This is a genomic window from Arthrobacter sp. DualSoilB13 (genome assembly GCF_055389195.1).
This window is the reverse complement of sequence record NZ_AP035865.1, coordinates 382,035-403,027: the sequence shown is the minus strand read 5'-3', so window position 1 is coordinate 403,027 and position 20,993 is coordinate 382,035. Positions and strand designations below refer to the sequence as shown.

General features: G+C 62.9%; 18 protein-coding genes, 4 tRNA genes and 1 riboswitch. Of the genes, 9 read left to right on the top strand and 13 right to left on the bottom strand.

Annotated features, from left to right (window positions below; genetic code table 11):
* Nucleotides 1-51 precede the first annotated feature (51 nt).
* The 5 genes from ACZ5J0_RS02020 to ACZ5J0_RS02000 all read right to left on the bottom strand — a co-directional run bounded on the left by ACZ5J0_RS02020 (nt 52) and on the right by ACZ5J0_RS02000 (nt 2,714).
* Nucleotides 52-1,053: an SIS domain-containing protein gene (locus ACZ5J0_RS02020; protein WP_464094053.1), complete on the bottom strand. Its 1,002-nt coding sequence runs from the start codon at nt 1,051-1,053 to the stop codon at nt 52-54.
* 240 nt (nt 1,054-1,293) lie between these two features.
* Nucleotides 1,294-2,082, bottom strand: a complete 789-nt coding sequence (locus tag ACZ5J0_RS02015) for a hypothetical protein (protein WP_464094052.1) — start codon at nt 2,080-2,082, stop codon at nt 1,294-1,296.
* Nucleotides 2,083-2,361: 279 nt separating this feature from the next.
* Nucleotides 2,362-2,437, bottom strand: a tRNA-Phe gene (locus tag ACZ5J0_RS02010).
* Nucleotides 2,438-2,483: 46 nt separating this feature from the next.
* Nucleotides 2,484-2,557 (bottom strand) — tRNA-Asp (locus ACZ5J0_RS02005).
* Between the two features lie 84 nt (nt 2,558-2,641).
* A tRNA-Glu gene (locus ACZ5J0_RS02000) sits at nt 2,642-2,714 on the bottom strand.
* A gap of 316 nt (nt 2,715-3,030) precedes the next feature.
* Between ACZ5J0_RS02000 and ACZ5J0_RS01995 the strand changes: the two genes are divergently transcribed.
* Nucleotides 3,031-3,993, top strand: a complete 963-nt coding sequence (locus tag ACZ5J0_RS01995; RefSeq protein WP_464094051.1) for a DMT family transporter — start codon at nt 3,031-3,033, stop codon at nt 3,991-3,993.
* Here ACZ5J0_RS01995 and ACZ5J0_RS01990 read toward each other — a convergent pair.
* Entirely contained in the window at nt 3,990-4,913 is a 924-nt protein-coding gene (locus tag ACZ5J0_RS01990) for a carbohydrate kinase family protein (RefSeq protein WP_464094050.1), read from the bottom strand. The two genes, ACZ5J0_RS01995 and ACZ5J0_RS01990, sit on opposite strands and share 4 nt — an antisense overlap.
* Nucleotides 4,914-5,004: 91 nt before the next feature.
* Between ACZ5J0_RS01990 and ACZ5J0_RS01985 the strand changes: the two genes are divergently transcribed.
* Entirely contained in the window at nt 5,005-5,499 is a 495-nt protein-coding gene (locus ACZ5J0_RS01985; RefSeq protein WP_464094049.1) for a metallopeptidase family protein, read from the top strand.
* A gap of 10 nt (nt 5,500-5,509) precedes the next feature.
* Complete coding sequence (locus tag ACZ5J0_RS01980; protein ID WP_142936938.1) at nt 5,510-6,430, top strand: cation diffusion facilitator family transporter; 921 nt, start codon at nt 5,510-5,512, stop codon at nt 6,428-6,430.
* Between the two features lie 12 nt (nt 6,431-6,442).
* On the opposite strand, the gene ACZ5J0_RS01975 is transcribed toward ACZ5J0_RS01980, so the two are convergent.
* Both ACZ5J0_RS01975 and ACZ5J0_RS01970 read right to left on the bottom strand, forming a co-directional pair.
* A complete protein-coding gene (locus ACZ5J0_RS01975) occupies nt 6,443-9,205 on the bottom strand; it encodes a PEP/pyruvate-binding domain-containing protein (RefSeq protein ID WP_464094048.1) in 2,763 nt (920 codons plus the stop codon).
* Nucleotides 9,206-9,224: 19 nt separating this feature from the next.
* Complete coding sequence (locus ACZ5J0_RS01970) at nt 9,225-10,262, bottom strand: universal stress protein (protein ID WP_166841161.1); 1,038 nt, start codon at nt 10,260-10,262, stop codon at nt 9,225-9,227.
* Between the two features lie 417 nt (nt 10,263-10,679).
* On the opposite strand from ACZ5J0_RS01970, the gene ACZ5J0_RS01965 reads away from it, so the two are divergent.
* Complete coding sequence (locus ACZ5J0_RS01965; protein WP_464094047.1) at nt 10,680-11,372, top strand: Rossmann-fold NAD(P)-binding domain-containing protein; 693 nt, start codon at nt 10,680-10,682, stop codon at nt 11,370-11,372.
* A gap of 162 nt (nt 11,373-11,534) precedes the next feature.
* Here the strand turns inward: ACZ5J0_RS01965 and ACZ5J0_RS01960 are convergent, their stop codons facing one another.
* Both ACZ5J0_RS01960 and ACZ5J0_RS01955 read right to left on the bottom strand, forming a co-directional pair.
* On the bottom strand, nt 11,535-12,332 hold the full coding sequence (locus ACZ5J0_RS01960; RefSeq protein WP_142936948.1) for an NlpC/P60 family protein: 798 nt from the start codon (nt 12,330-12,332) through the stop codon (nt 11,535-11,537).
* 3 nt (nt 12,333-12,335) lie between these two features.
* Nucleotides 12,336-12,503, bottom strand: a riboswitch (cyclic di-AMP (ydaO/yuaA leader).
* Nucleotides 12,504-12,677: 174 nt separating this feature from the next.
* Entirely contained in the window at nt 12,678-13,313 is a 636-nt protein-coding gene (locus ACZ5J0_RS01955; protein ID WP_142936949.1) for a copper resistance CopC family protein, read from the bottom strand.
* Between the two features lie 115 nt (nt 13,314-13,428).
* On the opposite strand from ACZ5J0_RS01955, the gene ACZ5J0_RS01950 reads away from it, so the two are divergent.
* The 5 genes from ACZ5J0_RS01950 to ACZ5J0_RS01930 all read left to right on the top strand — a co-directional run bounded on the left by ACZ5J0_RS01950 (nt 13,429) and on the right by ACZ5J0_RS01930 (nt 17,092).
* The gene (locus ACZ5J0_RS01950; protein ID WP_142936950.1) at nt 13,429-14,871 is read left to right on the top strand and encodes an NCS2 family permease; all 1,443 of its coding nucleotides are present in this window, start codon (nt 13,429-13,431) and stop codon (nt 14,869-14,871) included.
* 74 nt (nt 14,872-14,945) lie between these two features.
* On the top strand, nt 14,946-15,893 hold the full coding sequence (gene hutG / locus ACZ5J0_RS01945) for a formimidoylglutamase (protein WP_464094046.1): 948 nt from the start codon (nt 14,946-14,948) through the stop codon (nt 15,891-15,893).
* Nucleotides 15,894-15,956: 63 nt separating this feature from the next.
* Entirely contained in the window at nt 15,957-16,421 is a 465-nt protein-coding gene (locus ACZ5J0_RS01940) for a hypothetical protein (RefSeq protein WP_142936952.1), read from the top strand.
* 217 nt (nt 16,422-16,638) lie between these two features.
* Nucleotides 16,639-16,712, top strand: a tRNA-Cys gene (locus tag ACZ5J0_RS01935).
* 158 nt (nt 16,713-16,870) lie between these two features.
* A complete protein-coding gene (locus tag ACZ5J0_RS01930; RefSeq protein WP_464094045.1) occupies nt 16,871-17,092 on the top strand; it encodes a hypothetical protein in 222 nt (73 codons plus the stop codon).
* A gap of 126 nt (nt 17,093-17,218) precedes the next feature.
* Here ACZ5J0_RS01930 and ACZ5J0_RS01925 read toward each other — a convergent pair whose 3' ends face one another.
* The 3 genes from ACZ5J0_RS01925 to ACZ5J0_RS01915 all read right to left on the bottom strand — a co-directional run bounded on the left by ACZ5J0_RS01925 (nt 17,219) and on the right by ACZ5J0_RS01915 (nt 20,989).
* Complete coding sequence (locus ACZ5J0_RS01925; RefSeq protein WP_142936953.1) at nt 17,219-17,467, bottom strand: hypothetical protein; 249 nt, start codon at nt 17,465-17,467, stop codon at nt 17,219-17,221.
* 198 nt (nt 17,468-17,665) lie between these two features.
* Nucleotides 17,666-19,258, bottom strand: a complete 1,593-nt coding sequence (gene hutH, locus ACZ5J0_RS01920; RefSeq protein ID WP_464094044.1) for a histidine ammonia-lyase — start codon at nt 19,256-19,258, stop codon at nt 17,666-17,668.
* The gene (locus tag ACZ5J0_RS01915) at nt 19,259-20,989 is read right to left on the bottom strand and encodes a urocanate hydratase (protein WP_464094043.1); all 1,731 of its coding nucleotides are present in this window, start codon (nt 20,987-20,989) and stop codon (nt 19,259-19,261) included.
* Between the last annotated feature and the right edge of the window lie 4 nt (nt 20,990-20,993).

Here is a 20,993-nt window from a genome sequence, read left to right as displayed (position 1 = left end):
GAGCCGGGCCCGCAGCGTGGCGATCCTACCCTTTCGGGGTGCGGCGAACGGTCAGTACTCCACCACTCGGTAGTAGCGGCGCAGATCCAAGGAGTGGTTTCGGACGCGTTCGAGGTGCTTGCTGAACCTGTCCAGGACGGTATCCAGAACCAACGGGGACAGGAGCGCACGGAAACGGGGGCTGACGCCCGGCAGATCGTAGTCCTTGCTGTCCAGCAAGGTGGTGTTCTTGTTGTAGTTTTCGGCGAATTTGGCAACGCGGTCCATCAGTGGACGCGTCTCGTCCTCACCCACCAGCAGCATGAGGCTGGTGTCTTCTTCGATGAGTTCCAAGGAGCCGTGGAAGAACTCAGCACCGTGCACGCGGGTGGTCCGGAGCCACTGCATTTCTTCCAGGATGCACATGGAGTAGAGGTAGGTGAGGCCCCACAGGTTTCCGGTGCCCACCAGGAAGTGATAGTCAGCGTCTTTGTTATTCTCCGCAAAGGCTTCTGCCACTGATTCTGCTTGCCGGGCGACGCCCACCAGGCTCTCGGGGACGGTTTGCAGCTCGGCCGCCAGTTCTTCGTACCCCTCAAATTCGCCGCGAGCAGCAAGGAGGCGGGTGCTCAAGAGAATCATGGGGATATCAAAGGGCCAGGTTTTAGGTTCGGTAACCAAGGCAACGTCGAGGGCTTTAGCAAACGGGCTATCCGCGAATCCGGTGAAGCCTATGGTGTAGGCGCCCTTGGCCTTGGCAAACTCGATGGCCTCGATAACGTCTTCGGTGGTGCCGGAGACGGAAGCGAAGACAGCTACGGAGCCGGGGCCGAACGTGGGATCCTCGGCCAACATCAGCTCTTTGCCGATGGATGCACGGACAGGCAACGTGGACCGGGATCGGATGAAGTGCTCGTACGGCAGCATCGCGGCGTAGGTTCCGCCGGCACCAATGAGGAACATGTTGGTCAGCTGCCGTTCCTGGATGGAGTCGACTACCGATTCGATCTGCCCCTGCAGCGCCAGAGCACTACGGGTCTGCGTGAGGAATTCCTCTTCTTTGAAGCCAAGCACGGATGGTCCTTTCGAACGACAACTTTTGGAGTGTTGGAACACTTTGATACCGGTATCAACATGTGGTCATCATGCTGTCATGGGAATTCTGAAGCGTCAATAGCTTCTTGGGAAAGGGTTCCGAGGCGAAAGGACATGGCCGGGGCTCTGGAAGGTGAGGGCCTACTCGATACCCTCCAGGATGTTGCGTTCAGGGAAGGAGCCGGAGCCCGGAGCGGGATCGCTTATCGGATCAGCAGGTCACTTGTACGACCCGAACACAATCGAGTCGAAGACGGCGCGCGCCTCTCTTATCAGCTCCGGATTGATCGATTCGTCGACATAGCCCACAGCGACGACAGCCCGCTTGCCGTTCAGGTCGACTACCCGGTAGGTTTCGTGGTCATTCTGAGTCGAGTACCAGTGTGTGCAGTGGTACATCATTTCTGAGTGGATGCAGAACTTGCCGCTGTCGCAGGCCGGGATGTCCACGTCGCCCTCGACGGAGTGGTCGAACTCGAAGCCGGGGTAATCGCCCACCATGATCTTGACAGGAGGAGTGCTTGCCGTTGACGATTGCGCCGCCATAGCCCTAGTGAAGGCCCAGTCCGCAGGACCGACATCGGCAAGGGCACCCCTCCAGTTGCATGCGTCCATCGACACATAGAACGCGGACCCAAGGGTCAGGTGGACGGCCCATGCAGCCGGGTGATCCGGGTCATCCTTGCCCAGGCTGTTACCGTCGAGAGCAGACCAGCCGCCTGGAACGGTGATCTCGAAAGGCTCCGTGTAGCCGTCGACGGGGACCAGATATGTGCCGGCGTCGATATCGCCCCTCTCCGGCAGCGATGAGACCGTGCGAGGGTCGCGACTCTCCGGCAGCGGTGAGACCGTGCGAGCCTCCGTCATCGGAGAACTGGCAGACGGCAGGGATGCGTCGTCGGACTCATATTCGCACCCGCCGAGACATCCAATCAGTGCGATAGTCAGCAAGGGCAAGAGATGGCGAGAACGCTGAGCGGCCTTTTCGATGGGTGTCATGGAACTCATTGATCCACCAGGCCGCTACAAGGCGCTGTGAGGCCCCGCAGCCGGGTGGCCTCGCAGGCGGTCCGAGATGGGATGCCGTCGCCTCAGTCTCCTCCGGTAGAGAACCCGTGACAATGAAGAAAACGACGGAGGTCAGGTTCGACTCATGAAATCCCCGAACGACAGGAGCACCCTGCAGAAGCGGCGAGAAAACGCCACATTGGGTCTTCGTCCGCGCCGGCAAGGTCATCGCATGTTAAAGAAGAAAAGCACCAGTTCCGAAGAACTGATGCTTCCCAGTGGTGGCTCCGACCGGCGTCGATCCGGTGACCTTTCGATTTTCAGTCGAACGCTCTACCAACTGAGCTACAGAGCCTAGGTGACATGTCACCTTGAGAACCGAATTTCTTCGGCGCTCAGAGCGACCCTGACGGGACTTGAACCCGCGACCTCCGCCGTGACAGGGCGGCGCGCTAACCAACTGCGCTACAGGGCCTTGCGTTTGCAGTATCTCTACCGCGTTTTTTTCAAGGCTTCTAGCTTACCAGACTTTTTTCATCCGGTTTACCACTTCCTTGCGTACCCCCAACGGGATTCGAACCCGTGCCGCCGCCGTGAAAGGGCGGTGTCCTAGGCCGCTAGACGATGGGGGCCTGAACTCAATTCGGATTTCGCAAAGAAAAGGGACGCTTTACGCGTTCTTTCCGTGTCTCGCTCGTCCGAACTGGACTCTAAAACTTTAGAGCATAGATGGCGATATTCCCAAATCGAGGTCTGCGCAGTGTTCCGGGCCACAAACTGAAGGCTCACCGAGGGGCGACGTCTCACCTCAACCAAGCACCCAAAGAGTCGAGAGCTCACCCCTCGCCAGTACGGCAAGGTCGCGGGCTGGCGACATTGGCAGGATCTTGCCCTGACGTGTCTGAAAACCGCCAGCCACCTCCGCCGCGTGCCGGATAGATTTGCCCTATGACAACCACCACCCCGGCCGAACCCGGCCAGCCTTCCCCGGGCCTGCCCCAGCGCACCACCCCCGCGCCGGGAGCACCCATCAGCAAACTCGGCATCGCGGCCGTCATCATTACGGTGGTCCTGTGGGCTTCGGCCTTTGTGGGCATCCGCGCAGTGGGCCCAAGCTTCTCCCCCGGTTCCTTAACGCTCGGACGCTTGGCGGTTGCCGCCGTCGTGCTTGGAATCGTGGTGCTGCCCACGCTGAAGGTCTGGCCGAGCGGCCGCGAGTGGTTGCCGATCGTGGCGTACGGGGTGATGTGGTTCGGCGGCTACAACGTGGCACTGAACGCCGCAGAGCACATGCTGGACGCCGGCACCAGCGCCATGCTGATTAACGTCTCCCCCATCCTCATCGCGATTCTTGCCGGCATCTTCCTCAAGGAAGGCTTCCCGCGGTGGTTGCTGATCGGCAGCGGCGTGGCCTTCTGCGGCGTCGCCATGATTGCCTTGGGTTCCGGACAGCGTTCGACGGCGGACGTGGCCGGTGTGCTTTTGTGCTTGCTTGCCGCTGTGCTCGCCTCGGTGAGCGCGATCCTGCAGAAACCCGTTCTGCGGAAGTTCACCGCAGGGCAAGCGACGTGGTTCGGCATCATGGTAGGTGCCATCTGCTGCCTTCCATGGACGGGTCAGCTGATCGCAGAAGTCCAGGTAGCGCCGCTTCCCGCCACCCTGGGGCTGGTGTATTTGGGTATCTTCCCCACAGCCATCGCCTTCACCACGTGGGCTTATGCGCTTTCCCTGATCTCGGCTGGAAAGCTGGCCGCCACCACCTACCTTGTCCCGGGCACCACCATCCTGATTTCGTGGGCGGTACTCCAGGAAGTCCCCACCATTTGGGGATTGATCGGCGGCGTCATCTGCCTGATCGGCGTCGGGTTGACGCGACACCAGACCCGCCAGCCCCGCCAGCCCCGCAGTTAGCGGGCCATGCCCATCAGTAGTTCGCGGTGCGTGGGCGGGTTTGCACCCGGCCGGCCCACAGCAATGGAAGCAGCCATGGAGGCGATGGTGCCGATCCGTTCCAGCACCGTGGGCGCCAGGCCGTCGCTGCCCCGCAGCAGCAGCCCCATGATGAGCGCTGCCGTATAGGAGTCTCCGGCGCCGATGGTGTCCGCCACGGTAGCCGGAACGGCCGGAACGTTGAGTTGAATGTGTTTGGTGGCCATGAGCGAGCCCTTGACTCCTTGGGTCACCACAGCAAGCCCTGTGCCAAGGGCCAGCAGGTGGCTCGCGGTGTCCTCGAGCACTTTGCCAGGGTAGAGCCACCGGGCGTCGGAGCCGCTGAGTTTAACTACGTCCGTCAGGGGCACTATTTCCTCGAACAGTGAGAGTGCCTCGTGGTGGCTTCCCAGAAGGTCGGGACGGATATTGGGGTCGTACGTGACCATGCACCCGCCCTGGGCCTGTTCCAACAGGCTCCGGACAACGCTTGCACCGGGCTCCAGGAACGTGGCGATGGAACCGGTATGCAGGATTCTTGGCGCATAGGGCAAAGCGAGTGGAGCCAGCGCCCAGTCGATGTCGAAGGTGTAATCTGCTGAACCATCGGCGGTTATCCTGGCTGTCGCCGTCGCTGTCTTGCCCGCGGACATGGAACCGGGCAACAACACAACACCCGCTTTTTGCAGGTGCGCAGCGATGGCGTCACCCCGCTCGTCACGACCGATCGCTGTGAGCAGGCCCGTTTTCACGTCCAACAAGCCAAGGCCATAGGAGACATTCGCCGGCGATCCGCCGGGGTACTCCTTCTGCCCGTTCGTCGACTGGACGATGTCGATCAGGGCCTCACCCACTACGACGACGTCGAGGGGCTCAGGTGCAAGGGAAGCGGTGCCGGTCATGCGGTTCCTGTGTCTGTCGAAAAGAGGATTGAGTTCAGTATCTCCCATCACACACGGAGCCATTGCTGCGTTCGCGGACTAAAGTCGAATCATGCCCGCGAATCTTCCTCCCGGCCTGCCCATCATTCCCGACGGCGAGCGCCCCTCCTCACCGCTCCGGGAACGGAACGCAGTGCACAGTCCTGTCGAAAACAGGCGTGTTGATGATGTTCCAGGGCCTTACGAAATGTCGGCCGAAGATTTTGAAGAAGCCGTCAGTGACGCCCTGCAGCTGATCCCGCCCAAAGCGGCCAGCGCCATGGACAATGTGGCCATCTTCATCGAGGACGACTACAAACCACAGCCCGGAGAAGATCCTGGCACCGTGTTGCTGGGGCTCTACGAGGGCGTTCCGTTGACCGAACGGGATTCCTGGTGGGAAGCAGGCTCCCTCCCTGACCGGATCACGATCTTCCGCCAACCCATCCTGAACATTTGCAGCACCCGCGAAGAAGTTATTGATGAGGTGGCCATCACCGTGGTGCATGAGATAGCTCACCATTTTGGGATAGACGACGACCGCTTGCATGAACTCGGCTGGGGCTAGCCTTGTAGGCATGGGGCACGACCACAACCACTCCCACGGAGTCACAGCAACCGGCAAGCACCGGAAGCGGCTTATCGCCGTCCTGGCCATCACCTTAGGGGTGGTGGGCATCCAGGTGGTTGGCGCCGTCGTGTCCGGATCCTTGGCGCTGCTGGCTGATGCGGGACACATGCTTTCTGACGCCGCTGGAGTGTTCATTGCCCTGATGGCGGCGTGGATTGCTACCCGCCCAGCGAGCGACCAGCGAACATACGGCTACCAAAGGGCTGAGGTTCTGGCCGCGCTGGCCAATGCCCTGATCCTGATTGTGATTGCTGTGGTGATCATGATCGAGGCCATCCGCCGCTTCGGCGAACCCACGGAAATCCAAACGGACGTCATGCTGTGGGCTGCCATTTTGGGTGCTGTGGCCAACCTCGTTTCCTTGCTGATCCTCCAAGGGGCGCAGAAGGAAAGCCTCAATGTCCGCGGCGCCTACCTTGAAGTCCTGGGTGACCTTCTTGGCTCCATCGCGGTCATCGTGGCGGCCGTGGTGATCATGACCACGGGATTCAGTGCTGCTGATCCGTTGGCATCGGTACTGATTGCCCTGATGATCATTCCGCGTGCCTGGCATCTGCTCCGTGACGTGGTGGATGTGCTTTTGGAAGCCACTCCCAAGGGCGTTGATGTAAACATGATCAGGGAACACATAGTTGCCGTGGACGGTGTGGTTGATGCCCATGACATCCACATCTGGACCATCACATCCGGCGTTCCCGTATTCTCAGCCCACGTGGTGGTGGAGGATGCGGTCCTGAACGCGACGGGGGCGGACAACATCCTGGACCAGCTGGGCTCGTGCCTTGGCCGGCACTTCGACACCGAGCACTGCACTTTCCAGTTGGAGCCAGTGAGCCACTCCGAACACGAATCGCACCAGCACGCCTGAGTCTCCTCAGCGCTACGGGGTTTCCGTACTAACGGTCCCCGCGGCTCCGTCCACGGTGATGTGCTGTCCCGTGCTGACGCGCGAGGTTGCATCGGGGACGCCCACCACCGCAGGTATGCCGTACTCGCGGGCCACCACCGCTCCGTGGGAATTGGGTCCGCCCATCTCCATCACCAGCCCTCCTGCGGTGAGGAACAGGGGCGTCCAGCCAGGGTCCGTTGACGGTGCCACCAGAATTTCCCCGGGTTCCAGGTGCGCACCCACCGGGTCCATGATGACCCGCGCAGGTGCAGACACCAGACCTGCCGACGCCGGACTGCCGGACAGGGTTCCTGGCTGCACGGTGCCCCGGCGCTGCTTGCCACCGCTCCCGACTGCCGTAGCCTCGGGTTCGGTCCCATCAGACAACAGCACTCTGGGAATGTGCCTGCGGCGGAGTTCCTGCTGGTAAGCCGCACGGCGTTCGGCAACCACGTCGCGGCGGTCATCCCCTGCCAGGGCGGCCTCGACGTCGTCGAGGTCCAAGAAGAAGACATCCTCGGCTCTGTCAATCCGTTGTGCTGCCGCAAGCTCGTTCCCGATCAGAAGCAGCTGCTCCCTCGCCGCCCCCAACCCCAGGACGAGGTTGTACTTGGGTAACTCCCGCAACCCGGCGAAGCGCCGGGTTCGGTCCAAAGCAATCTTGACTACCGCTTTGTGCAGCGGACTCTTCGCCCTGGCGCGGGCCACGAAGCGGGCCACTTGCTCATCGGCGTCACGGGCTGCCCGGCTGAACTGTTGATCCGGGGCCTCCGCACCCTCCGCGAGCCTCAGATAGTTGGCCACCACGCCCAGGATGTGGGTCGGGTCATCGGACCAGCGGGGCATCCCGAGGTCGATCTCGGCAACGGCTCTGTGCCCGTACATGCCCAGGAACTTTGCCACACCGGATTGTGCAATCGGGGGAAGCTTGGCCGCCCGGTACTGTTCCACCAGCTCTGCTGCCGTTGGGCCAACCATGGAGGCAACGGCGTCGGGATCCTCCCGGATCTCCGAGGCGAGCTGCCATAACGCCAGGTCCATTTCCGTGGTGACGTTGTTGGGTAGGCCGCGGAGCACTGTTTGCAGCTCGCTGTAGGGGGCCTGCTCGCCAAGAAGGCGCCGCACCAGCGCCAGCATCGCGAAGCCGAGCGCAGGAAGGGGCAGCACCTGCGGCACTGTTGCGAAGACTTCCTCTCCCAGGATTCTCTGCACGTGGGCAAGCCGCTGATGGGACGTTGCTTTCCCCGGCACAACCAACGTCTTATGCAGTTCCGCGGTGAGTTCCTCCACCCTCTCCATCGCCGCAGCCGGCCGGAACAGTCCCCGGATCACTGACTCGGGAACGCGGTATTTGGCCGCAACCGGCCCCACATGGCGAATCAGCTTCAGGGGTGTCTTGATGGTCACCGTGAAGCGTGGATCCTCGAAGAGACCCCGCATGAGTGCGGCAGAGCGGGCCTCCATGACATCGAAGACCCGCGGAACGATGACCCTCCCGACCCGGCTCCGCAGCACCGGCGTGAGGTCGAAGAAGATGCGCTGACCGGCCTCATAATACTGAGGAGGGCCGGACCTGGGATCAGGTACATCGAAGGCAGCAGTCCTGGCTACACATGAGGCGATGAGGCGGATACCGGCCAACCCCATGGGCGTCATTGGCCTGGTGAGGCCTTGTGCCAGGCTGAAGTTCAGGAACGCGTGCTCGCCCGGCGCAGGAGGCTTTCGCGTAGTTTGCGGGTACAGGGTGGTGATGGGCCTGGCCTGGGTGAGCCACATCTTTCCCGCGGGATCGATGGCCCACTCGGTATCCTGCGGGGCGCGATAGTGCTCCTGAACCTCACGGCCCAGCTCGACAAGGGCAAGCACCTGACGATCACTCAGGCAAGGCTCCACGTCTGAATCGGCAGAACGGCGCCGCTCGAGTCGCTCCGTACCGCCGCCTGGAACGGCGCGGATCTCCAGCTGTCTGTCCCCCAAGGTCCTGCTTACAATGCCGCCCTGCAGGGTGTCCACCACATAGTGATCCGGGTTGACGGCACCGGAGACTACCGATTCCCCCAAGCCGGGGCTGGCATCAATGACGGTTTCATTGCGATTCCCCGTCACGGGGTTGGCGGTAAACATGACGCCAGCCGTAGTGGAATCCACCATCTCCTGCACCACCACGGCCAAGGCCACCGTGGCGTGGTCAATCCCGTTGGTGGTCCGGTAGGCCACGGCACGATCTGTCCAGAGCGAGGCCCAGCAGCGGCTTACGGCGTCCAGGACCGCGTTCACGCCGACTACGTTCAGGAAAGTGTCCTGTTGTCCGGCGAAGCTCGCGAACGGCAGGTCCTCGGCGGTGGCCGAAGACCTGACAGCCACTGCGACGTTATCGCCCAATTCCCCGTACGCCAATCTCACCGATTCGGCGATCCCGGCCGGCACCCCGGAGTCGAGAACCAAAGACCGGGCACGGGTGGCGATCTCACTCAGCCGGTCCAACCCCGCCGCATCAGCCTCCGACAAAGCCGCAAGGACAGGCTCCAGAGCAGCTCCCGAGAGCGCCCGCTGGTACGCAGCAGTTGTGAGGCAAAAACCGGGTGGCACGGGCAGCCCTGCATTAGCTAACTCGCCAAGATTGGCTGCCTTGCCACCGACCTCCGGAACCATGTCTCCACGGATTTTTGAGATGTTCCGGACGAACACCGAACCCGAGGCGCCGAGGCTGGCGCCGCGATCCTGATCCGGATCTTCGGGCTCCATACTGTCCATGGATGTGCCAGGCGCCGACTCAGGCAGCGCCGAGCATGGGTCCAAACTTGTGACGGTCCGCCAGCCGGGGATCTTCCCTGTCCGGAACAACCAGCACTGGCCCTTTGGCGTGGTGCAGGACTCCGTCTGATGTTGACCCCAGCAGCATTCCCGCGAATCCGCCTCGGCCACGGGTTCCCAAAACAACCAGCTCGACGCTGCGGCTGGTTTCCACAAGAACATCAACGGGCGAGCCATCCCGGAGGTCCGTCTCAATAGCCAACGAAGGGAAGTGGCTTCTGAGCCAGGCAACACCGGCGTCAAGCTGGACCCTGATATCGGCGAATAGGGCATCGCGGTCCAACGGAGCCGGAACCCACGCCAGGGAACCGCTGTACTGCGGAACAGCGCAGATGACGCGCAGTGTGGCTCCCATACGCTGCGCTTGCTCGGCAGCCTCGAGCACAGCAACGCGTGCTTGTTCGGAGCCGTCAACGCCTACTGCAACCACGTTTTCCACAGTGCGCGGGCCCGTTTTGGCGTGCTCGGCCTTGATGTGTTTGTCCTCGGTGTTCTCACCGAGGCGGTCAGCGCAATAGAGCGGGACCGTCACCGTGGGGCATTTGGCGTGCGCGGGCAGGGCACTACTCACCGAACCCAGGAGGCGCCCGACGAACCCACCGCGACCCCTGCTGCCGAACACCAGCAGCGCGGCCTCCTCGGAAAGGTCCAACAAGACACCAGCGGCATCACCGTTTTCCACGGAAGCATCGACGTCAATGGCATATCCGGAGACTTTGTCCAAGGCTTGACGAACGATCGCATCAGCGCCTTCGCGGATGACGGAATCGTCAACTGTTGCGTAGCCACCGTCCAAGCCGGAGGCCGCGAAAATTGGCACGGAGTATGCCGTGACAATATGCAGCGGAAGCTGGCGGCGCTCCGCCTCCCGTGCGGCCCAAACCAAGGCGCACTGACCGTGCTCTGAACCATCCACCCCGACGACGATGCCACCAGGTTCCACAACCTGGTCCTGGCCGTCCGGTGACTCTTCACTGTGTCTTCCGTGCTGGTCCATGGGGGCCTGCCTCTCCACCTACTGCTTGATGTTCCGGCTATTCTGCCAGAGGATCCCGGCCTAGAACTTCCAGACTGTTTTATTGCCAACGGCCGGGGCAGGAGAAACCCGGAAATTCCTCCTCCCAATGCTCACTATTCTCGGTCAGCAGTGGCGAATCAAGACGACATTTGGCTATGTGCATAACGGTCAGGGCTCGGTTCCCGGCGGCCCCTGGGGTGCTCGCGGCGAAGAGACAAAACGCGCAGGCGGAGAGGCTATCCATGGCCGAAAAAGTTCGGTAGTGTTCGAGTCACCGAATGGCCGGAAAACGTGTCTCACACCACACGCCCCGGTCATTTACTTGCGGCCGCTTGGGGAACTCGGACGCGATCCCACGCGATGCCGAAGGCACACACGTCAAGGAGGAACCAAGCAGTGTCACTCACGCCTGATTCCGGCACGGAACGCACCACCACCGTGATCATCGGAGCCGGCCTGTCCGGCTTGGCAGTTGCCAGCGAACTCAGCCGCTACGGCGTGGGTTCGATCGTGGTAGACGGGTTCGGCGCGTTATCCACTACTGGACCGTCCGTCCATACAGGCATGCTCCAACGCACCGACGCCGCAGATCCGACAGCAATGCAGGAACGCAACGAAATCCTTCGCCACCTGAGGAACTACGCTGCCAGTCATCACCTGGACGTTCGTAACACCACTCGCGCTGTCCGCTTGGATTTCCTGGGCTCAGATCCCTCACGGCATATCGGATACGGTGTGGCCGCCAGCATGACAACCACAGGCCTGAGGACCGGGCTCCACGCATCCGGCCCCCACGAATCCCATCCTCGCCAGTGGGCAATCCACACAGCCCAAGGCGTTCTTCTGGCAGACCACGTAGTAGTGACACGCTGCGCCCAAAGCCAGCTACGGCGCATGCTGGCCGAACTTGGCATTGCAGTCGGACAGAATCTTGCCGCGGCCATGCGGGCCGTGGGAATGCACCTGGTGGGCGTCGGAGACCTCATCACTCCGTCCCCCAAGGAAGTGCTGCGGCAAGCCAAAGCAGTGGGTCAGGCCATCTCCTCCAAGGTTGCCCTGCCGGAGGGTCCCGGCGTCGCCATCGCCTAGGAAGTCCCGCAAGCAAACGCGCTACCACCCCCGCAAGCCAGCCAAGTCCGCCGTCGTACGTCCCGCACTGAACTTTTACGAACAGAACTTAACGCCAAAGGCCGGTGCCTCCGGAGACATAAGTCTTCGAAGGCACCGGCCTTTGAACTGAAGCGTGAGGCTTTATGCGCCAGCGCGTACGTAGGTCAGGGGACCCGTTGCGGTCAACCAGCTGATCGGGTGGATGCCCGTCTGGTTGCCGTTGATGCCACCGCTGATGGCCTGGCCGTTGCCGATGTAGATAGCAACGTGGCCGGACTGGACGATCATGTCACCGGGCTGGGGATCGCTGACGACCTTGCCGTAGTTCATGAACTGCATGGGACCGAGGTCGCCTACCGGGATGCCTGCGGAGCCAAGGGCCTTTTCGACCATGGCGGTGCAGTCCTGGAAGATACCGATCTGTGCGTAAGCCGAAGCAACCATGGCTGCGTTGACGCCGCCGGCGGCGGGGGCAGCTGCAGGAGCAGCGGCAACCGGTGCGGGTGCGGCAGCAACAGGAGCAGCAACCGCGGCCTGAGCGGCAACGGGAGCTGCAGCAGCAGCCGTGGTGACAGCTGCCTTCTTGGCTACAGGGGCCTCAACAACGGGGGCCGGCTTTTCGATGACCGGAGCTGCTACGGAAGCAACTGCGGGACGCTCGAAATTGACGGTAGCCGTCGACAGGGCGGTAACAACCTTGGTGGGTGCCTCGGAAACGGTCTCGGCAACCGTTGCGGGGCTGGAATCGCGCTGAACCGGGGTCTCAGCTGCGTGAGCAGCAATGGAACCGGTCAAAACGAGGCCCGAGGCTGCTGCGATAACAGCTGCCTGACGACCAGCGCCTGAAGCGTTGCTGGCAACTGCCTTCGAGATGGAGATGAACGGATTAGGACGTACGCTGTCCGCCTTACGACGGCCGCGAAGAATGCGTGAAGACATGAAAGAGCCTCTCCCGATGCCTGCGAGGTTAGCTGTCGGATTCGGATGGGAGTCACCCGGCCACTATCTCCCGCTGTTCAGCGAAAGCATCGTGACTTCACCCCAAGGCACGCTCGAAAGCGACCTAAATTGGGTTCCCCGTCTCTGCCGTAGGTTTGTCTGCGAACGGATTCCGGACTGCGGCAGAGCTAGGCAATCAGGCCGGAAGTGCCCGCTACGTGGAACAGGCACAGGAACTACGGTACGCGATGATTCCCCCGAAGTCACATTTAAGTAACGGGAAGTGGGCTTCTGGCGTGTCGCGGTAACCGATTCGAGATATTCGCAGCTACGTAGAAAACCGCGCTATTCCGCGGGAGTATCGCCCTCTGAGTCGTTGGACGCCGCCAATTTCTTCCGTGCGGTAACGGCGAGATAAATAACGAGACCCACCGCCACAACAGCCAGCCCCACAATGCTCCAAGGGAAAGGTTGGGAGGCGTCGGCGGCTGGCTCATTGTTACCGGCAGTCCCTGGTGCGGCGGTGCCCACTGTTGGTACCGCAGCTGAGGAAGCCGAAGCCGCTGGTGAGGCACCCGCCGTACCACTCGCCGACGTCGAGCCTCCTGCGGCGGCTGTGAACGTGAAGGTGCCCTCAATCGGGTGCGAGTCGGAGCTGACCACGCGCCACACCACTGTGAACTCGCCGGCAGGGGCGCCCTCGCGGAGCTTCTGAACGGCCTGGTTGTCGATGATTTCGACCGGACCGTCCGCCCAGTTCTCGCCGCCAGCCGTCACCGTTACGCCCGATCCGATCGCGAGCGGGCGGTTGTTGAACGTAATGGAGACCGACGCCGGGACTTCCGCAACGCGGGCACCGTTGGCTGGCGCTGTGGACTCGGCGACGTCGTGCGCGGACGCCGGTGCCGCTGCAAACAGCAGGGCGGAAGCAAAAGCAAGAGCAGCGACGACGGCGGCCAGAAGCGGGCGGATGGTACGCATGGGGCGGTTTCTCCTAGTGTTGGCTTCCTTACAGACTAGGCGAATCGTTGGGAGGGCCCGCACCGGACAACATAGGATTTGAGAGCAAACTCCCCCTCGATCCCCGGAGACCTTCATGCTTAAACAAGGTTCTGCAGTCGACCGCTACTTCAAGATCTCCGAACGTGGATCCACATATTCGCGGGAAATCCGTGGCGGCTTCGCGACCTTCTTCGCCATGAGCTACATCGTGGTGCTCAATCCACTGATCCTCTCCGGACCCGATTCGAGTGGCGCGTCGCTGGGTTTCACCGCCGTGGCAGCCACCACGGCGTTCGTTGCCGGCATCCTGACCATCCTCATGGGAGCCTGGGCCAAGCACCCGTTCGCCGTGGCCACAGGCTTGGGCGTCAACGCGTTCGTCGCAGTCACGGTGGCATCGCACCCCGGGCTGACATGGCCGGACATGATGGGACTCGTGGTACTTTCGGGCATCACCATGCTCATCCTGGTGCTGACCGGATTCCGGACTGCCGTGTTCAAGGCGGTGCCTGAAGCCCTCAAGACGGCAATCGTTGTGGGCATTGGCCTCTTCATCGCCCTCATCGGCCTGGTTAACGCCGGTTTCGTCCGGCGCATCCCCGACGCCGCCGGAACCACCGTTCCACTCGGTCTGGGCGTGGACGGCAAGCTCCTTGGCTGGCCCACCCTGGTATTCGCAGTGGGCCTGATCCTCACCATCGCGCTGGTGGTCCGGAAGGTCCGCGGAGCCATCCTGATCGGCATCGTGGTTTCCACCGCGCTGGCTGCCATCCTCGAGTTCACTCTCCACATTGGCCCAAGCTTTGACGGCACCAACGTCAACCCCCGCGGCTGGTCCCTGGTGGCCCCCAAGCTCAGTGAATGGGGCGCACCGGACCTGTCCCTGATCGGCAAGGCCAACCCGTTCGGCGCCTTTGAGCACCTCGGTTTCATCGGTGCAGCTTTGCTGGCATTCGTGATCCTCCTCAGCATCTTCTTCGACGCCATGGGCACCATGGTTGGCCTGGCCAACGAGGCCGGGACAGTGGATAAGGACGGGAACATCCCCAACGTGGACCGGGTCCTCCAAGTGGACGCGCTCGGAGCGATCGTGGGCGGTGGGGCCTCTGTTTCGTCCAACCAGATCTTTGTGGAGTCCGGTGCCGGGATCGGCGAAGGTGCACGAACCGGGCTCGCCTCGATCGTCACCGGCGCACTCTTCCTGGTTGCCATGTTCTTCACTCCCCTGATCAACCTGGTGCCGTTCGAGGCCGTGGCCCCCGCCCTGGTAGTGGTGGGCTTCATGATGGTCTCCCAGGTGGGCAAGATCGACTGGCAGGACTGGGGCGTCGGAATTCCCGCGTTCCTGACCATCGCGCTCATGCCGTTCACCTACTCGATTGCCAACGGCCTCGGCGCGGGCTTCATCTCCTACGTCCTGATCCGCACCTTCCAGGGCCGCGCCCGCGAAGTCCACCCGCTGATGTGGGCTGTGGCTGCTGCCTTCCTGCTGTTCTTCGGCATCGGAACCGTGGAAGAGCTGCTGGGCGTAAAGTAGCCCAGTCCGGGATTTCAGACACTCCCGGCGCTGGGCCACTGGTTTTTGGGCCCCGCGTCGGGTGTGCTGGAAGCATGGAAACAAGCGCCCCCACCGTCGACGTCAATCCCACACCGTGGACCGGCCGCTTTGATGGGGACGGCGCCGAGCACCGCCGCTGGTGGCAAGCTGTAGCACCCCACACCGTGTCCGGCACCGCAGCAGCCTCGCGCCCCGCCGTCGTGCTTGGTTTCTGCAGCGACGCCGGCGTCCTCCGCAACAAGGGCCGTGTGGGCGCCGCCGCCGCACCAGCCGCCATCCGTGCGGCTCTGGGTCCGCTGGCTTTCCACCTTGACCGCGACGTGTTCGACGCCGGTGACGTGGTGGTGGAGGACGACTCACTTGAGGCTGGCCAAGAGCGCGCCGGGCGCGCCATTTCGGGACTGCTCGACGCCGGTAACCTCACCGTGGTGCTGGGCGGCGGCCACGAGACTGCCTTCGCCAGCTACCTTGGTGTAGCCGGCTCCGAAGCGGTACGCGGCAAACGGCTGGGTGTACTGAACCTGGACGCCCATTTTGACCTGCGCGACGAGCCGACGCCGAGCTCGGGAACGCCGTTCCTGCAGATGGCCAACGCGGAAGCTGCCGCTGGGCGCGAACTGCAGTACGCCGTCGTCGGAATTTCAGAGCCGAACAACACACGAACGCTCTTCGACACCGCCAACCGGCTGGGCGTGAAGTACCTCCTTGATGAGCTCTGCACGCCGGAAGCCGTGGAAGTGTTCGTTGCTGATTTCCTGGCCGGCGTGGATGTGCTGTACCTGACCATCGATTTGGACGTAATGCCGGCGTCGGTGGCGCCCGGAGTGAGTGCGCCCGCTGCTTATGGCGTGCCGCTGCCGGTGATCGGCGCCATCTGCCGGCAGGTTGCTGCGAGCGGAAAGCTGCTCCACGTGGACGTCGCAGAGTTGAATCCGGAGTTCGACATTGACTCCAGGACCGCGAAGGTTGCGGCCCGCTTGGTCAACACCTTGCTTGCCTAGATTTTCCCCGCCCCTTTTCCAGCCTTCCTCTTCCACTTAGCCTGTGGGGAGGGAAGGACGGCAATGAGCGCAACTCCTGTGCAGGACAAGTGGGCTTGGGTAGCCGGGCCGGTGGCTGTGGCCCTGGGACTTGCAGCGCACATGGTGGCTGGCGGCAGCGCTCCGGCCATCCCCGTCCTCGTGGCCTTCGCCGCCATCGGTGCTTTGGCTGCCCAGGTTATTGCCCGTTGGATCCACGGGCCTCTGCTGTTGCTGCTGGCGTCCGGGGTGGCGCAGCAACTCCTTCATTTCGGCTTTGCAGCGTTCGGTGGCTACTTCCCCGGCAACGGCTTACTGGATCACCTGCACGGCGGCCAGGACCTGGCGGACGTGCCCGCCGGGGCAGCCGCCAGCGGGGGCAACGTTCATCTCCTTCTCTACACGCACATGGCTGCTGCCATCCTGACGCTGCTCCTTGCTGCGGGAGTTTCGAAGCTGGCGGCACCGAAACGTGATAGGCCGCTCGGGCGGGCAACCCAAAGCCTTTAAACAACCATCGGGAGGGTGGACCAGGCGGACGCGCCGATCTCGGTTTTCCACTTACCCGGGGAGACTCCCAACGAGCATGCGATTTTGCTTCGTAATGAGCCTTTTACGATGCTTACGGCTTCACGGGCAGCAACCTTTAGCAACGGTTCGTAGCCCTGCGAAAGGCGGGGACACCAACTTTGCCCGGCCCGCGTTCAGGCACCTAGTGTCGTTTGCACGTGGTGTACCCAAGAGGCCAGGGAGCTGCCTGCAAAGCAGCGTACGCGGGTTCGAATCCCGCCACCACGTCCATGGGTTCAAGAGGGCGCCCCCCTTCGCGAGACGTCACCAAGGCGGGCTCCAGGCGGAGACCCACGTCACTCGCCTGCCGGTCATCTTACAAATTTTCAGGTCCGGCAACTATGATTGACGGGTCGCCCTCGCATGCGGCACGTAATAGGAGGCCCCCAATGACCCCTGCAATGACTGCAGAACGCGAAATTCGCCTGTCCTTTTCGAAGGCAGACGAGATCCGCGACGGACTCGACCGCGCCGTGGATGCCCTGATCGAAAGCGCAGCAGCGGATGCTAACTGTGGAATTCTGGTGACCCGGCACGAGCCCGGCACCTACACCGTGGCTCTGGACGAATCCGTTCCCTTCGGTCAGACCCGCGAAGTCCTCGCTGCCTGATACCCCCAACGTATTTCCGGGGCAGCGACGCCAAAAACCGGGGCCCGTTCCTTTCCGCTTCTACTACCCGCGGAAGGGAACGAGCCCCGGTTTCTGTTAAACAAGTACCTCGGGCGGAACTGCCGCCTACGCCCGGCGGAGAGTGACGCCGTCGGACTTCATGAACAGTTCCTTGCCCTCTTCGGTAACGCCCGGCCCGGAGTGCTCGAGCCACACCACGTTGCCGCTGCTGGATACTTCCTCGATCAGACCGGCGGCAATCACGTGGGCGTATTTGACCACTTCCACCCGCTCGCCAACTTTCAGCGTCTTCCAGTCGGTAACCGTAGCCGTGTGAGCGCTTCGCCTGGACAGGACTGCTCCGCGTGCCTTCATTGAACTTCTACCCCTTTGTGGATGTTCTCTGTTGTGTATTGAGTTATTGAACAGTTGACCGTCAAGCCCACGACATCGTTGGCGTGGACGTGACGTACACCATAAGTTCTACTACATTTGCCACGCCCCGGTGATTGCGTTGCGAACAAAGACCGGGACGTGACAAATATGCCCATCAAATGAGCGTTTTATTCGACGTCAGGCCAAAATCCCGACGGCGGATTCGGCGGCCGCACGGACCGCACCGGAGCCAACCAAACGGTCAGCCGCTTCCAGTTCCGGCGACAGGAACCTGTCCGTTCCCGGGCCCTGAACCACTTCGCGAAGCACCTCAAGCACGGCCGTGCCGGCGGGACCCGGGGTGAGCTCGCCGTCGGACATTTGCGTGCGCATGTCAATGGCGCGGGCGCTGGTGACAAGCTCGACGGCGAGCACCCGGCGGAGGTTCTCCACGGCCTTGCGCAGCTTCCGGGCAGCGTGCCAGCCCATGGATACGTGGTCTTCCTGCATGGCGGAGCTCGGGATGGAGTCCACGGATGCCGGAACGGCCAGCCGCTTGTTGTCCGAGACGAGGCCGGCCTGCGTGTACTGGGCAATCATCAGTCCGGAATCTACGCCGGGATCCGCGGCGAGGAACGCCGGGAGACCGTGTGAGCGGGCCGGGTCCAGCATGCGGTCCGTGCGGCGCTCGGCGATGGAGCTGAGATCCGCGACGGCGATGGCCAGGAAGTCCAGGACGTAGGCCACGGGGGCGCCGTGGAAGTTGCCGTTGGAGGTGACGCGGCCGTCCGGGAGGACCACAGGGTTGTCGATCGCTGCGGCGAGTTCGCGGGAAGCCACCAGCGCTGCATGGTCCACGGTGTCGCGGACAGCACCAGCAACCTGCGGTGCGCAACGCAGTGAGTAGGCGTCCTGCACCTTGGTGTCGTTGATCCGGTGGGATGCGACGATGGGCGAGTTGGACAGCACGCGGAGCATGTTATCGGCGCTGGCTGCCTGGCCCGGGTGCGGCCGCAGTGCTGCGTGAAGCTCCGGCAGGAACACCTGGTCTGTACCCAACAGGGCCTCGACGCTGAGCGCGGCGGTGACGTCCGCCGTCGCCAGTAACATGCGGATGTCGGCAATGGCCATCAGCAACATGCCGAGCATGCCTTCAGTGCCGTTGACGAGGGCCAGGCCCTCCTTCTCGGCGAGGGTGACCGGCTCGATGCCGTGCTGGGCGAGCAGCTCAGCAACCGGAGGCTTGCCAGCGGTTCCGTACAGTTCGCCGTCGGGTCCTGTTGCTTCGCCTTCACCCATGAGGACCAAGGCGCAGTGTGACAGCGGCGCAAGATCGCCGGAGCAGCCCAGCGAACCGAACTCGCGGACCAGCGGGGTGATGCCGGCGTTGAGCACGTCCACCATGGTCTGCAAGACCACCGGACGAACACCCGTGCGGCCCGATGCCAGGGTCTTGGCGCGGAGGAACATGATGCCGCGGACCACTTCGCGTTCAACAGCCGGGCCCATGCCAGCAGCGTGGCTGCGGATCAGCGACTTCTGCAGCTGGGTGCGGAGATCGTTGGGAATGTGGCGGTTTGCCAGGGCGCCAAAGCCTGTGGAGATGCCGTAGGCGGGGACATCGCTGGTGGCCAGGTCATCAATGTGGGCACGGACCTTGGCCACGGTGTCCAGGGCATCCTGGGAGATGGTCACCTTGGCGTCGTGGCGGGCGACGGCGACGACGTCTTCCGGGGTTACGCCGCTGGAGCCGAGGGTGACGGTGAGGGGTTCATGGGTAGTGATAGTCACTTACTTGCCTTCGTTCATAGGAATACGGACGCCGCGTTCGTTGGCGACCTCGACGGCGCGGTCGTAACCGGCGTCGACGTGGCGGATGACGCCCATGCCGGGGTCGTTGGTCAGGAGCCGTTCGAGCTTCTCCGCGGCCAGGTCCGTGCCGTCAGCGACGGAGACCTGTCCGGCGTGCAGGGACCGGCCGATGCCGACACCGCCGCCGTGGTGGATCGATACCCAGGTGGCACCGGAGGAGGTGTTGATCAGGGCGTTGAGCAGCGGCCAGTCAGCAATCGCATCCGAGCCGTCAGCCATGGATTCGGTTTCCCGGTACGGGGAGGCCACGGAACCGGAGTCCAGGTGGTCGCGGCCGATTACGATGGGAGCCTTGACCTTGCCCTCTTTCACCAACTGGTTGAACAACAACCCGGCCTTGGCCCGTTCGCCGTATCCGAGCCAGCAAATACGTGCCGGCAGGCCTTCGAACTCCACCCGGTCCGCAGCGGCGTCGAGCCACTTGTGCAGGTGCTTGTTCTCCGGGAACAGTTCCTTGATGGCCTTGTCAGTCACTGCAATGTCCTCCGGATCACCGGACAGGGCAACCCAGCGGAACGGGCCGAGGCCCTCGCAGAACAGCGGACGGATGTAGGCCGGAACGAAGCCGGGGAACTCGAACGCGCGCTCGTAACCGCCCTTGCGGGCCTCGTCACGGATGGAGTTGCCGTAGTCGAAGACCTCAGCGCCGGCGTCCTGGAACTCCACCATGGCCTGTACGTGGCGGGCCATGGACGCCTGGGCCTTCTTGGTGAACCCTTCCGGGTCAGCTTCGGCTTCGGTGTGCCACTCGGCTACCGTGATGCCTTCGGGCAGGTAGGAAAGGGGGTCATGCGCGGAGGTCTGGTCGGTGACCACATCAAAAGTGATCTCCCCGGCCTTGTGACGGCGGAGCAGCTCCGGGAACACCTCTGCAGCGTTACCGACGTAGCCAACAGACCAGCCCCGGCGCTCGTCCTTCGCGGCCTGGACCTTCGCGATCGCGGTATCCAGGTCCGTTTCGACCTCGTCCAGGTAGCGCTTGCCGGCGCGGCGACGCAGGCGGGTTTCGTCGACGTCGACAATCAGGCAGGCGCCATCGTTCAGCGTGACGGCCAGCGGCTGCGCGCCGCCCATGCCACCGCAACCACCGGTCAGGGTCAGCGTCCCCGCCAACGGACCTTCGTTTGAGTCTTCAGCGGCAGGTGCCGGGTGGCGCCCTTCCGCAGCGAGCTTATTTCCGACGGCGGCAAACGTTTCGTACGTGCCCTGCAGGATGCCCTGGGTCCCGATGTAGATCCACGACCCGGCGGTCATCTGGCCGTACATCATGAGGCCCTCGGCTTCGAGGCGGCGGAACTCGGGCCACGTTGCCCAATCCCCCACCAGGTTGGAGTTGGCCAGCAGCACACGGGGAGCCCATTCGTGGGTGCGGAACACACCCACCGGCTTGCCCGACTGCACCAGGAGGGTCTCGTCCTTCTCCATGGTTTCCAGGGTCCGGGTGATCGCATCAAACGCGGCCCAGGACCGGACTGCACGGCCGGTTCCGCCATAGACCACAAGATCGTCCGGACGCTCAGCGACCTCAGGATCAAGGTTGTTCATCAGCATCCGCAACGGCGCTTCGGTCTGCCACGACTTGGCAGTGAGTTCAGTACCCCGGGCGGCCTTGACCGGACGGGCACCAGTGGTGAAATCGGCGGGTGCCATGGTG

What these genes read in the sequence shown, in the direction of transcription:
- ACZ5J0_RS02015 (WP_464094052.1), bottom strand. Translation starts at nt 2,082, where the DNA reads ATGAGTTCCATGACACCCATCGAAAAGGCCGCTCAGCGTTCTCGCCAT.
- ACZ5J0_RS01995 (WP_464094051.1), top strand. Translation starts at nt 3,031, where the DNA reads ATGACAACCACCACCCCGGCCGAACCCGGCCAGCCTTCCCCGGGCCTG.
- ACZ5J0_RS01990 (WP_464094050.1), bottom strand. Translation starts at nt 4,913, where the DNA reads ATGACCGGCACCGCTTCCCTTGCACCTGAGCCCCTCGACGTCGTCGTA.
- ACZ5J0_RS01985 (WP_464094049.1), top strand. Translation starts at nt 5,005, where the DNA reads ATGCCCGCGAATCTTCCTCCCGGCCTGCCCATCATTCCCGACGGCGAG.
- ACZ5J0_RS01980 (WP_142936938.1), top strand. Translation starts at nt 5,510, where the DNA reads ATGGGGCACGACCACAACCACTCCCACGGAGTCACAGCAACCGGCAAG.
- ACZ5J0_RS01975 (WP_464094048.1), bottom strand. Translation starts at nt 9,205, where the DNA reads ATGGACAGTATGGAGCCCGAAGATCCGGATCAGGATCGCGGCGCCAGC.
- ACZ5J0_RS01970 (WP_166841161.1), bottom strand. Translation starts at nt 10,262, where the DNA reads ATGGACCAGCACGGAAGACACAGTGAAGAGTCACCGGACGGCCAGGAC.
- ACZ5J0_RS01960 (WP_142936948.1), bottom strand. Translation starts at nt 12,332, where the DNA reads ATGTCTTCACGCATTCTTCGCGGCCGTCGTAAGGCGGACAGCGTACGT.
- ACZ5J0_RS01955 (WP_142936949.1), bottom strand. Translation starts at nt 13,313, where the DNA reads ATGCGTACCATCCGCCCGCTTCTGGCCGCCGTCGTCGCTGCTCTTGCT.
- ACZ5J0_RS01950 (WP_142936950.1), top strand. Translation starts at nt 13,429, where the DNA reads ATGCTTAAACAAGGTTCTGCAGTCGACCGCTACTTCAAGATCTCCGAA.
- hutG (WP_464094046.1), top strand. Translation starts at nt 14,946, where the DNA reads ATGGAAACAAGCGCCCCCACCGTCGACGTCAATCCCACACCGTGGACC.
- ACZ5J0_RS01940 (WP_142936952.1), top strand. Translation starts at nt 15,957, where the DNA reads ATGAGCGCAACTCCTGTGCAGGACAAGTGGGCTTGGGTAGCCGGGCCG.
- ACZ5J0_RS01930 (WP_464094045.1), top strand. Translation starts at nt 16,871, where the DNA reads ATGACCCCTGCAATGACTGCAGAACGCGAAATTCGCCTGTCCTTTTCG.
- ACZ5J0_RS01925 (WP_142936953.1), bottom strand. Translation starts at nt 17,467, where the DNA reads ATGAAGGCACGCGGAGCAGTCCTGTCCAGGCGAAGCGCTCACACGGCT.
- ACZ5J0_RS01915 (WP_464094043.1), bottom strand. Translation starts at nt 20,989, where the DNA reads ATGGCACCCGCCGATTTCACCACTGGTGCCCGTCCGGTCAAGGCCGCC.